This is a genomic window from Aliibacillus thermotolerans, from assembly GCF_027853235.1.
In the GTDB taxonomy this organism is placed as follows: domain Bacteria; phylum Bacillota; class Bacilli; order Bacillales; family Marinococcaceae; genus Aliibacillus; species Aliibacillus thermotolerans.
Genome location: NZ_WKJG01000027.1, coordinates 13,423 through 26,246, shown reverse-complemented (window position 1 = coordinate 26,246; position 12,824 = coordinate 13,423). Strand labels below are relative to the sequence as shown.

Here is a 12,824-nt window from a genome sequence, read left to right as displayed (position 1 = left end):
ATTGCTTCGTAATCGGGAATTTCAAATCTTCCTGCTCTTCCTCTTGTTCATTAGCGGGATCGGATGTACGTTGGCCACTATTTTCGTTTCCATCGTAGCTGCAAGCTTGGTACTCGGAGTATCCCTCTTACTTATTATATGTATGCTACTTTTTACGAAATGGCGTTATCGGGAACTTGAAAAGCTTTCCGGTTACTTGCAACGAATTGCAAACGGTGACTTTCATCTCGACGTTCGCGATAACTATGAAGGTGAATTGAGTCTATTAAAAAGCAATATTTACAAAGTAACAAAAATGCTTTCAGAACAAGGGTCAGTCTTACAAGAAGATAAAGAAAAACTAACAAACGCCATTTCCGATATTTCGCATCAATTGAAAACACCGCTCACTTCGATGATGGTTATGGCGGATTTGTTACGAGATGAACACCTCGATGACAAAAAGCGAGGTGAGTTTACCCGTAATATTCAACTCCAGCTAGAACGAATGGAGTGGCTCGTTTCTTCCCTATTAAAACTTTCCAAAATAGATGCAGGAACGATTTTCTTTAAGAAAGAAAAAATCCCAGTTCATGCTCTCATTGAGCGAGCTGTTGAACCACTTCTCGTTCCAATCGATATTAAAATGCAACAACTGTCCATTGCAGGTGAAGAACAGGCTACATTTACCGGGGATTTCAATTGGACCGTCGAAGCTCTCATCAACATTATAAAGAACTGCGTCGAGCACACGGAGGAAGAAGGTAAAATTACCATTTCCTTTTCCGAAAATGCTCTTTACACGGAAATAACCATTTCCGATAACGGTAAAGGAATTCCAAAAGAAGAGCTCCCCTACATTTTTAAACGGTTTTACAAAGGGAGAAATGCGAGTGACGACACCGTCGGAATCGGTCTTGCGATGGCACATAGCATTATTACAGGTCAACAAGGCGACATCGAAGTAAAGAGTGAACCAAATGTTGGGACGACATTTCAGATTAAATTTTACAAGCGGGTGATTTGAATACACGTCACCTGCTTTTTTATTTTCTCTAAATGAAAAAATTGTCACTTTGCAGTCACTTTAAAGTCATACTCACGCTTTATACTGAACCTCAAACAAAGAATGATGGAGGTTTTCATATGTCGATATTAGAGGTAAAAGATTTATCTAAAATTTATGGTAAAGGAGATACAGCAGTTAAAGCCCTTCATGACGTTTCCTTTTCAGTAAATAAAGGGGATTTTGTTTGTATTATCGGGCCATCAGGCTCAGGAAAATCGACGCTCCTGCATTTACTCGGTGGCGTCGATCGACCAACAAGCGGAAAGGTCCTCATCGATCAAACGGATATTTATAACTTAAATGAAACACAGCTGGCGATTTTTAGGCGGAGACAAATTGGACTCATTTACCAGTTTTACAACCTTATCCCGATTTTAACCGTCGCAGAAAATATGACGTTACCAATGCTTTTAGATGGGCAAAAAGTAGACCAAGATCACTTTAACAAGGTCGTTCACATTTTAGGTTTGAATGAACGACTCGATCATTTGCCAAACCAACTTTCAGGTGGACAGCAGCAACGCGTCTCAATCGGAAGAGCATTAATCAGCAATCCGGCGATTATGCTTGCCGATGAACCAACGGGAAACCTTGATAGTAAAAATAGTGCTGAAATTATGGAACTACTAAAAATGTTTAACAAAACGTACAATCAAACACTAATTGTCATCACGCACGATGAGCGCATCGCCCTGCAAGCTGATCGAATCATCTCGATTGAAGACGGTAAGATTGCCAAAGATGAGGTGATTCGCCCGTGAACATAATAAACCAAGTGACATTAAGAAATTTAAAAGAAAATAAACGAAGAACGCTGGTGACGATGATTGGCGTCATCATTTCCGTCGCAATGATTACCGCCGTCTCGACACTCGGTGTATCTTTTTTAGACTTATTGGCCCGGGAACATATCGCAACAAACGGCGAATGGCACATTCAATATAAAAACGTCACGTCAGAACAAATTGAGGCGTTAGAACGAGAGTTGACACCAGAATCAATCGTTCTTGCGAGCGATGGCTATGCAGCCTTGGAACAATCAGTTAATGAATTTAAACCATATCTCTATTTTCAAAACTATAATGAAGCTGGGATGGAGCAATTTCCAATCGATGTAGTTGAAGGAAGACTTCCTCAAAACGAAAATGAAATTGCAATTTCAGAAACAATTGAAAACAATGCGAACGTCAATTATCAAATCGGAGATCAACTTACTGTTCAGATTGGCAAGCGTGTTAGCAAAATGGATGGAACGACTCTTGTACAAAATAATTCTTTACTACGAGAAGACGAGACAATTATGGAAGAACTACGCATTAATGAAAAGAAAACGTTAACGGTCGTCGGGACGATTGAACGGCCTTCATGGGAGCCGGCTTGGGCCCCTGGATATACGGTGATTGGATATGTGGACGAAAGCGCATTAAGTGAAAACCGTTCGGTAGATGCCTTTGTTGTATTGTCTGATATAAAAGGCTCTCTTTTCGAGCGAGCAGAAGCGTTCGCACAAACGTATGGAATAGAAAAAGTGAATTTTAATAATGAGTTGCTCCGCTTCTATGGAGTAACTAAAAATGATAACTTACGAATGACGATGTTTTCATTAGTTAGTATTATTATGGCGATTATTATCATTGGCTCTGTCGCCCTCATTTATAATGCGTTTGCCATTAGCGTTTCGGAACGAGCACGACATTTAGGAATGTTGTCAAGTGTTGGGGCAACGAAAAAGCAAAAGCGAAACTCTGTCTTTTTTGAAGGAGCAGTCATTGCTTCCATTAGTATACCGGTTGGAATTGTCGCTGGTTTTGCAGGAATTGGTACGACGTTTGCTTATATTAATACGTTTTTACAAGAGGCACTTCATACGACGGAAGCGCTTGAAGTAGTTGTTACCCCTTCTTCTATCATCACGGCTTGTCTCATTTCAATTGCAACGATATTTATTTCAACGTACGTTCCAGCACAACGAGCTTCAAAAGTTTCTGCGATTGATGCGATCCGCCAAACGGATGACATCAAATTGACAAAAAAAGCAGTAAAAACGTCCAAACTCATACGGAAACTTTTTGGTATTGAAGCGGAAATTGGTTTAAAAAATATGAAAAGAAATAAAAAACGATATGTAGCCACATTGCTTTCATTAATTGTAAGTATCGTCTTATTTTTATCGGTCTCTTATTTTACCGATAGTCTTAAAAAATCGCTTGAACTGACCAAAGATGATTTTCAATTTGATATTCAAATTTCAAGCAATCAACTAGCGCAAGAGGAGCTTAACGCCTATACGAAATTAGACTACGTTACATCGTCAACCGTTATCGAGGAGATCCGATTAGAGACGCTTGTTAGCATAAAGAATGTCGCACCTCCATTGAAAAAGCAAATTGAAGAAAATGACTTCGCTTTGGAGAATGGCGTCTTTCCTTATTATGTCGTTCTTCAAAGTTTGGACGAAGAAAGTTTCCATGCCTATGCTAAAGAGATTGGCGTAAATCCTGAAGAGTATATGGTGCAGAAATCCCCTCTTGCAATCGTCGTTGATCAAATTTCGTACGAGGATGAAGCATCCGGAAAGATCGTGCAAACGAAAGCAATAGAAACAAAAGTCGGGGATACGTTAGATTTATATATGATACCTGAAGACAATGGAGGACACGAGCAAATAGATCGAGAATTCATTACTACTGTTGAAGTAGGTGCTCTTACGGACAAAACTCCACTCGGCACACAAGCTGCCTTACTAGGCGGTATCCACATCATCGTTCCCCAATCGACAATGGACAAATTAGAACTAGACGGGAAACCTTTTGTCTATTTAAATAGTTCAGATCCATTGGCAACACAAGCAGCGATTGAATCGTTAAATGACATGAACGTTTACATCTATAACGTTTATCAAAGACGACAACAAGAAGAACAGATGATTATGATCATGTCTATTTTCATCTATGGTTTTATTACGCTCATTTCTTTCATTTTGATCGCCAATATTTTCAATACGATCTCGACAAGCATCGGCTTGCGAAAACGCGAATTTGCCATGTTACGATCTGTTGGCATGACACCGAAAGGATTTAATAAAATGATTCGTTATGAAAGTCTCTTTTACGGATTGAAAGCTCTCGGTTACGGCCTGCCATTAAGTATACTTACCATGCTTACTATCCACCTCTCAGTTGGCTATACGTTCGACTATGGCTTTCAACTTCCATGGCGCGCCATCTTATTTGTTGTCATCATGATCTTTGTCATCGTAGGGTCTGCGATGCTCTATTCGATTTCGAAAATGAAAAAAGAAAATATTATTGAGAGCTTGAAACAAGAAAATATTTAATAGTAAAATGCGATCACATTTTACCGTGATCGCCTTTCTCGTGCGCCTGGCATGGGTGTAATCTATAGGGTGAGAGTCCCGAGCCACGAAGGCAGAAGTAGTGGTTAGCTTAACGCAAGGGTGTCCGTGGCGACGCGGAATCTGAAGGAAGCGGGCGGCAAACTTCCGGTCCGAGGAACACGAACTTCATACAAGGCTAGGTATCATTGGATGAGTTTGCAAGACAAAACAAAGTCCTTTCTGCCAAAGGTGATACAGAGTAAATGAAGCGGATAGATGGAAGGAAAGATGACATCCTTATCCAGGGAGGTCTGATAGATACGTGAAGTACCCTTCATAACCTACTTCATGAGGAGTAGCTGAACCATCAGAAGTCAGCAGAGGTCATAGTACAAATCGGTCTAGAACGGTTTGGAAGGACTGAACAATGAAGAGAGAATAGCCCTTTCTATTCAGTCAGTCATGATGAACACAGAAAACGTAGTACCTCACTTGAGGAAGGAAACGGTGAATTCCGTGGAAGACCTCTTGGAGGATGGAGTGACTACTGGCATAAGAAGATAAGTTATTCACGGAAGGAAGTCTTGCGTTACCCATCTTAATTGAACCGCCGTATACGCGAACCGTACGTACGGTGGTGTGAGAGGACGGAGGTTCATCGCCTCCTCCTACTCGATATCTTTGAATCTTCTGTAAAACGAAGTTACCATTCTGTTATTGACAGTGTCCCATTGTTTTCGTACTATTTAATATGATTAAAATATCTCATTTATTTCACGCTTTACTTATTTTTGTCATAACAACAATGAACGAAGGAGGAATCTTCATGCAAGACCGTAAACTCATTGATTTAAAAGATGTCGTGAATCATCAAGCAGCACCTCCTGCTTGCGATATTACTTTAAAGATTGAGGTAGAGGATGCACAAGACGGACGGGCAACAACGATTTGGAAGCCGGACGAATCATTTGTGAATGGTGTCGGGGTTGTCATGGGAGGATACGTTTCTTCGGCGGCTGATATTACGATGGCCTACGCAATTTCATCGATTTTAGAAGAGAACCAAACTTTCGGTTCCATCAATTTGAATACAACATTTCATCGCGCTGTTTTTCCTGGAGAAGTCATCGTCCATGCGACAGTGAAAAAACAAGGGCGTTCCGTCTCCTACGTCGAAGCAGAATTATTTCAAAATGAAAAACTTGTTGCCACTGCAACTTCTTCTGTTAGCATTCGGCCATTGTAAACTTACATTTTTTATTTCCTATGTAGAAAGCGTTTTCTTCCCTGTGGCAAAAAACTAGCGCGATGAGGAAAATTTTTGTACACTAGATTTTATATATATGAACATAAGGAATGATACGTATGGAGTGGATGACACTTATTGCCTTTTTAGGAACTGCGGTTGTAATGACGCTTGCTCCTGGCCCTGATATTTTATTTGTCATTGCCCAAAGCATGGCGCAAAGCTATAAAGCTGGCATTGCGACCGCGCTTGGTCTTTGTACAGGACTCCTTGTACACATATCTGCCGCCGCCATCGGGATATCTGCGTTAATCTACCAATCTAGCGTCGCTTTTACCATTGTAAAATATGCGGGAGCGTTATATCTATTATATTTAGCATGGCAAGCATTTCGAGCAAAAGATGACGTGTCTTTCACGACAAATCAAGAAATGTACCCGTACAAAAGCTTGTACAAAAAAGGAATTATTATGAATCTTTTAAATCCAAAAGTTTCTCTCTTTTTTCTCGCTCTCCTCCCGCAATTTACAAACGTGGAGGCCGGTGCTATTCCGTTACAAATGACATTATTAGGGTTCATTTTTCTCGTGCAAGCACTTATTATTTTTTCCGTAGTAAGCTTGTTAGCGTTTAAAGCAACGGAACTATTGAGAAGAAGTCCGAAGTTCTCTAAACGTATGAATATCGCACAAGGAACCATTTTTACATTTATTGGGCTACATATTTTAACCAGTGATTAATGAAATCGAGTAGGAGCAGCCACTTGTTCACACTGCTCCTATTTCAATCATTTATTGCAACTGATACACAACACTCACCTGTTGGACGACTTCAATTTCTCCAGCTTCAACAGTGGTGTTTGCGCTATCTGCCATTTCTTCTTGACTAAAGTGACGTACCGGGAAGTCGACTTGGGTACCGTGTTCTTTAATGTGTAAGACGTCGCCTTTCTTTTTCCCTGCACTTTCAGCCATTGCGTTTGCTTTTTCTTCCGTGCTTGCGATGGCTTGTTGGAGTGCTTTTTGTTCACTTTCGGTTGGATCTTGTAAGGCAAACCGCGTGTGTTCCATGCGATTCGCACCGGCGTTTACTGCTTGATCAATCACTTCTCCTACTTTCTCCATTTCATCGTATTTTATCTCTACGATATGGCGAGCGCGGTACAATTGTTGCTGCTCTCCGTCTTCTCCGTGACGATATTCCGGATGGACGCCAAGGCTTTTCGTTTGAATGTTTTCTTCCTCAATATCAAAAGATGCGAGCGCTTCACGAACTTTGTTCATCGTCGCATTTACTTGTTGTTGCGCCTTTTGAGCAGAGGAATTTGTTTTTTCCACGCCTAATTGAATATACACAATATCAGGTTCTACATTGACACTTCCCTCACCTTGTACGGTTATCGTGTTTCCTGTGCTTGATGGTTGAGCAACAACAGATGAAGATGTTCCTGTCCAGTCTTGCACGGCAAAAAGGAGGAACCCAACAAACAACACGCCAACTGCTCCCCCGATGAGAAATGAAATTTTTTTCTTGTTCATCCTTTTACCCCTTTCGTTCTCCTGCTTACTTACTATGACGTGAAGGCGTTCATAATGTTTCGAATAACGTAAAAAAAGTGCGTTCTCTCTCATGAATAGAGAATCGCACCGGCTACTCCTGATAACATAATGACAAACAAAGGATGTAATTTGAAACGGATTAAAAAAACGAGGGATATGAAAAGAATCCCAATTAAACTAAGAGAATGAAAGGATAAAGAAGTAACAATATGATTGGAAATTGCAAAGTTAATAGCTGCATATGCAATTAATCCAGTAATGATGGGACGAAGACCGTAAAAAGCTGATTTTGTTAGTTCATGTTCATTAATTTTATAAAAAAAACTGGAGATCGCTAAAATAATGATTAAAGAAGGGAGCACCATACCAAGGGCTGAAACGATCGCTCCCGGAAATCCGGCAAGCTCATAGCCGACAAAAATGGCACTATTTGTTGCTATGGGACCCGGAGACATACCGGCAATAGCAATGACATCTGTAAACTGTTGGGTCGTCATCCAGCCATTTTTAGTTACTTCCATTTCTATGACAGGTATGATCGCATATCCTCCCCCAAAAGAGATAAAGCCGATCATGAAAAAAGTAAGAAACAATTGAATTAGCACGGATGGTCTCTCCTTTTATTTCTCTTCTGTTTTAAGCACAGCAATCTTCTCTTTCACACGGACGATCAGTATGCCGGCGACAATCCCGGAGAGAATAATGAACACCGGATGAAGAGATACAAACAGCAATAGAAATACAGTCATCCCCATAATGACAATGGTTGTTTTGTCTATCAGCGCTGTTTTTCCAATCTTTATCCCTGCATAAATAATTAAAGCGACAATCGCAGCCCGTATTCCTTGAAATGCTGCGTCCACAATCGGATAATCTTTAAAAAACTGATACGTTACACTCAATATAATAATGATGAAAAAAGTAGGTGTCATCATTCCGATCATTGCTGCAACGGCTCCTTTGATACCGGCGATGCGATAACCAATAAAAGTTGCGGAATTAATCGCAATCGCTCCCGGCACAGATTCAACGACAGCAAATACATCGACAATTTCTTCCTTTTTCATCCATTTTCGTTTCTCCACCGCTTCTCTTTCAATGAGCGGAATCATGGCGTATCCTCCGCCAAAGGTTACCGGTCCAATTTTAAAAAAGGTAATAAAAATTTGAAGAAGCAGCTTCCAGCTTTTCACTATCACTTTTCCTCCTTCATCAACGAAACCCTACTTATATGTTAACAAGCAAATCTTCCTTCGTATATTGCAAAAAGCTGATATGATATAACATAACGTTATATAGGAGGTTGTTCATGAATATCGATCATTTAAAAACATTTTGTCTCATCGTTGAAGAAGGAAGCATTACCGCCGCGGCGAAGTTAAGTTTTCTCTCCCAACCAGCGGTCACGAGACAACTGCATCAATTAGAAAGTTATTATGGCACGCTCTTGTTTGAACGGGCAAAAGGAAAGCTAAAAATTACAAAAACCGGAGAAATGTTATATCCAATTGCCAAATCAATTGTGAAAGATTTCCAACTCTCAAAAGAAATCATTCAACAAGCAAAAAACAGCTACAATCAAGTGTTAAATGTCGGGGCTTCTTTTACGATTGGCGAATTTTTACTACCGAAAATGTTAGGAGATTTTAAAAATTTGTATCCGGAAACAAATGTGACGCTCACGATAAAAAATACTCCCGGCATTTTAGAAGATTTATCCGAAGATGTGATCGATATTGCGTTAGTCGAAGGACATGTAGAAGATGGTGAATTTTCCGTCGAGAAATTTTCCGACGATTACTTAATATTAGTATGTCCACCAAATCACCCGTGGGACGGAGAAATTCCCGTCGAAGCGCTAAAAACAGAAAGAATGATCTGGAGAGAACCGCATTCAGGAACCCGTCATATTGTCGAAAACTTTCTTAAAGAAAATGGCATTTTACACGAAATCGAAAGTTACATGGTTCTTGGAAGTATGCAAGCAATAAAAAGTGCAGTGGAAGCAGGACTGGGCATTAGTATCATGCCGAAATTAGTAGTAAAAAGAGAATTAGAACTCGGGTTAATAAAAAAAGTGGACATGAAAGGAGTGCATTTAACGAGAAGTTTATGGATGGTGCGAAAAAATCAACGGTTTCAAAAAGAAGCCTTACAACAATTTGTCACGCTAATTCATGAGAAATATACAGAAAATCAGGATACATAATGATCGCATAAGGTAAAAAGGACTGGAGACAATAAAAACAACAATCCTTTCTTAATGATGGAGAAAAGGTGAGGAAATGGAAGTCATCAGTCTTCTCAAAAAAGGAAATAAGTCATCTGCTGCAGCGGCAATCGGGAACACGATACTCGCAATCGTAAAGGGAATCGCTGCTTTTCTTAGCGGGAGCGGAACGATGTTTGCAACGACCCTTCATTCCCTTGCCGACGCGACAAATCAAGGGTTTGTTTTCTTCGGGAGCGCCCTTGCAGAAAAAGAACCAACAAAACGATTTCCTGCTGGATTCGGACGAGTTGTCAACTTGTTTGTCCTCGTTGCTGTCATGATTATATCCGTGATGGCGTACGAGTCCATTATATCCGGTTGGGATCTTATCCGCAATCCGGAGCCATCTTCGAATTTTTGGCTGAATGTATTGATTCTTTTTGTTGCCATCTGTGTGGATGGATTTGTTTTAATCAAAGCAATGAAAGAGATTAAACGAGAAACGGATTCTGACGCAACTGGATTACAAGTGGCTTGGGATGCTTACCGTAACGTGAAATACGCCGCTCCTCCCACACGCCTCGTCTTTTATGAAGATAATATTGCGACATTTGGCACGATGCTTGCCCTCCTTTTCGTCATATTAGCCCATTTTACGGGACTATATTTTTTAGATGGATTAGGCTCTCTTTTTATCGGTATTCTCCTTCTTATCATCGCATTGAAAATCGGATATGAAAATACGATGGGACTCATTGGAGTCGCTGCTCCAAAGCAAGTGGAAAATCGCATTGCCAAACATATATTAAACCACCCCGATGTAGTTGATATTAAAAAGATGCGTATCATTCAGGAAGGAAGACTATATCACGTAGAAAGTTATATCGAATTAAGAAAAGGATTAACGCTTGACGAAGCAGATGATATTAAAGATGAATTGCAAGCGTACATTTTGGAAGATAAAGACGTTGGGGATGCCACCATCGGTCTTTATGAAACGGACGATGAACAAGATTGGCGTTTAGAAGAAAAATGAAAAAAGAAGCTGAGACATAACTAGCCAAAAAAGAATGGTTCCAAGCACTAACATTTGTTTGGAACCATTTTTGTAAGGTTTTTTCCTTTTTTCTAATGGTTGGGTTACTATTTCTATCAGTTTCCCACCAGAAGCGCATACACAAGAAGTATAAATGAGCCTCCAATCACCCGAACGCTGATTCTATGTCTATTTCACCAGGTGATGTACGCGGATAGTAAGCAGGACGGCCGAATGCACCGCAAGCACCCAATCGAAGCTTCCCTGGAACTAACACGTCATGAGACCATTTGGTAGGAATTTTATGCGATATTTCGTCGCATGGATCTTTTATACGACACTTCATTGCATCGATTTCGTAATAAAAGGTCGTATGAAACATGTGCGACCTATTTTTATCCTAATTTCTTCCAATTTTAACTTTCATATGACCATTTGATCGGTGTTTGACAAAATGAAGCGTCGTATGAAACGTTTATGGGACGATTCATCTTCTTTTTTAACGCGTCATTCGTCGCATGAAACATAAAAACGCTCCGAATCACCTAAATATTTCCGATTTCACCCCTCTTACAACCACTCCTGTTCGGATTGTACGAAAAAAGTGTCGCATCACCAGTTCATACGACACTTTTTTCATCATTTTCATTTTTAAATGTTCTTTGTACACAAAAAAGAGAGACTCACCAAGTTTTTGGGCGATGACTGAAGTTTTGTCCCAGCCACTTGTAGTTTATTTAACGGCTATGTCTATCCCTAGTCCTTCTGCTACTCGACTGCCGTACTCTTCGTCTGCTTTATAAAAATGCTCAATTTGACGACGTTTAATTTCTTCTTTTTCAACGTCTTTCATGTGATGGACTATCGCTTGAATGAGTCGGTCTTTTTCCTCATCTGTCATTAGACGATATAAATCTCCTGCTTGCGTGAAATGATCATCATCAGGATAACGGATACTATCTGCTTCTCCACTCACTTCAAATGGACTTATTTTACTTTCTGCTGATTCAACCGGTCCTCCGTAACTATTTGGTTCATAGTTCATCGCACCGCCACCGTTACTATCTGTCCGCATCCATCCGTCTCGTTGGTAATGATGGACAGGCACTTTTGGTTGATTAATCGGAATGAGATTGTGGTTTGCCCCAACGCGATATCGATGAGCATCCGCATAAGCAAACAGGCGACCTTGCAACATTCTATCCGGTGACGCTTCAATCCCCGGCACAAAGTTACCCGGTGAAAATGTTGCTTGTTCTACTTCTGCAAAATAGTTTTCTGGATTGCGGTTCAGGACTAATTTTCCTACTTCAATCCGTGGGTAATCTTTTTGTGACAACACTTTTGTCACATCAAATGGATCCCATTTGTACGTCTTCGCATCTTCTATTGGCATGATTTGTACGTACAGCGTCCAAGAAGGATAGTCTCCATTTTCTATCGCATGAAACAAATCTTCTGTATGGTAATCCGGATTTTCTCCAGCAAGTTTTACTGCCAGAGCTTCATCTAACCCTTTCACTCCTTGATCACTAATAAAGTGATATTTCACCCAATGTGCTTCTCCTTCTTCATTTACCCATTTAAATGTATTGCTCCCATACCCGTTCATATGTCGAAAAGTAGCCGGAATCCCACGATCGCCATATAAATAAGTAACTTGGTGTAACGATTCAGGAGACAGTGAGAAGAAATCCCATACCATATTTGGATCTTTTAAGTGGGTTTTTGGATGTCTTTTTTGAGAATGAATAAAGTCTGGAAACTTGATCGCATCGCGCACAAAAAAGATTGGTGTATTATTTCCTACTAAATCGTAGTTTCCTTCATCGGTGTAAAACTTCACTGCAAAACCACGTGGGTCGCGAACAGTATCGGCAGAACCTAATTCCCCAGCAACTGTTGAAAAGCGAAGAAAAACCGGAGTTCTTTTTCCTACTTCGCTTAAAAAATCAGCTTTTGTATATTTAGAAACATCATTTGTTACTTCAAAATAACCATGTGCTCCTGCACCTTTCGCATGAACGACTCGTTCAGGAATCCGTTCACGATTAAAGTGGGCGAGCTTCTCTAACAAATGAACGTCTTGAATCAACGTCGGTCCTCTTTGACCGGCAGTAATAGCATGTTGGTTATCTCCAACCGGCATACCTGTACTTGTTGTTAATCGTTTATTATCACCCATGTCATCACCTCTAATAATAAGTATGATTAAATAATAACATATTTTAAATTAAAATCAATACTTATTTATAATAATTTTTAATATTAAATATTAGCATAAGTGAACTGAGACAAAGACACACCTCTCATGAAAGCCCTTATTTTACGTTTTATGACAATGTATAACCGGAACATTTACTGTTCCATCCAAATCTAAATAACG

11 protein-coding genes are annotated in these 12,824 nt (G+C 40.0%); 7 read left to right on the top strand and 4 right to left on the bottom strand.

Going from position 1 to position 12,824, the window contains the following annotated elements; genetic code table 11:
* Position 1 precedes the first annotated feature (1 nt).
* The 5 genes from GJS40_RS03045 (at position 2) to GJS40_RS03025 (ending at position 6,371) form a co-directional block, all read left to right on the top strand.
* Positions 2-1,006: a sensor histidine kinase gene (locus tag GJS40_RS03045; RefSeq protein ID WP_270896060.1), complete on the top strand. Its 1,005-nt coding sequence runs from the start codon at positions 2-4 to the stop codon at positions 1,004-1,006.
* Between the two features lie 119 nt (positions 1,007-1,125).
* Positions 1,126-1,809 (top strand): ABC transporter ATP-binding protein, encoded by a 684-nt coding sequence (locus tag GJS40_RS03040; RefSeq protein WP_270896058.1) that lies wholly within the window; start codon positions 1,126-1,128, stop codon positions 1,807-1,809.
* A complete protein-coding gene (locus tag GJS40_RS03035; protein WP_270896056.1) occupies positions 1,806-4,385 on the top strand; it encodes an ABC transporter permease in 2,580 nt (859 codons plus the stop codon). The genes GJS40_RS03040 and GJS40_RS03035 overlap by 4 nt, the downstream gene beginning before the upstream one ends.
* 826 nt (positions 4,386-5,211) lie before the next feature.
* On the top strand, positions 5,212-5,631 hold the full coding sequence (locus GJS40_RS03030) for a PaaI family thioesterase (RefSeq protein WP_270896054.1): 420 nt from the start codon (positions 5,212-5,214) through the stop codon (positions 5,629-5,631).
* 119 nt (positions 5,632-5,750) lie between these two features.
* On the top strand, positions 5,751-6,371 hold the full coding sequence (locus GJS40_RS03025; RefSeq protein WP_270896052.1) for a LysE family translocator: 621 nt from the start codon (positions 5,751-5,753) through the stop codon (positions 6,369-6,371).
* 51 nt (positions 6,372-6,422) lie between these two features.
* On the opposite strand, the gene GJS40_RS03020 is transcribed toward GJS40_RS03025, so the two are convergent.
* From GJS40_RS03020 to GJS40_RS03010, 3 genes are all read right to left on the bottom strand, one after another.
* Complete coding sequence (locus GJS40_RS03020; protein ID WP_270896050.1) at positions 6,423-7,169, bottom strand: SIMPL domain-containing protein; 747 nt, start codon at positions 7,167-7,169, stop codon at positions 6,423-6,425.
* Between the two features lie 89 nt (positions 7,170-7,258).
* A complete protein-coding gene (locus GJS40_RS03015) occupies positions 7,259-7,795 on the bottom strand; it encodes a chromate transporter (RefSeq protein WP_270896048.1) in 537 nt (178 codons plus the stop codon).
* Between the two features lie 15 nt (positions 7,796-7,810).
* On the bottom strand, positions 7,811-8,383 hold the full coding sequence (locus GJS40_RS03010) for a chromate transporter (protein WP_270896047.1): 573 nt from the start codon (positions 8,381-8,383) through the stop codon (positions 7,811-7,813).
* Between the two features lie 116 nt (positions 8,384-8,499).
* Between GJS40_RS03010 and GJS40_RS03005 the strand changes: the two genes are divergently transcribed.
* Entirely contained in the window at positions 8,500-9,399 is a 900-nt protein-coding gene (locus tag GJS40_RS03005) for a LysR family transcriptional regulator (protein WP_270896045.1), read from the top strand.
* 76 nt (positions 9,400-9,475) lie between these two features.
* The gene (locus GJS40_RS03000) at positions 9,476-10,438 is read left to right on the top strand and encodes a cation diffusion facilitator family transporter (protein ID WP_270896044.1); all 963 of its coding nucleotides are present in this window, start codon (positions 9,476-9,478) and stop codon (positions 10,436-10,438) included.
* 733 nt (positions 10,439-11,171) lie between these two features.
* Here the strand turns inward: GJS40_RS03000 and GJS40_RS02995 are convergent.
* Positions 11,172-12,623, bottom strand: a complete 1,452-nt coding sequence (locus GJS40_RS02995) for a catalase (RefSeq protein WP_270896042.1) — start codon at positions 12,621-12,623, stop codon at positions 11,172-11,174.
* Positions 12,624-12,824: the final 201 nt, after the last annotated feature.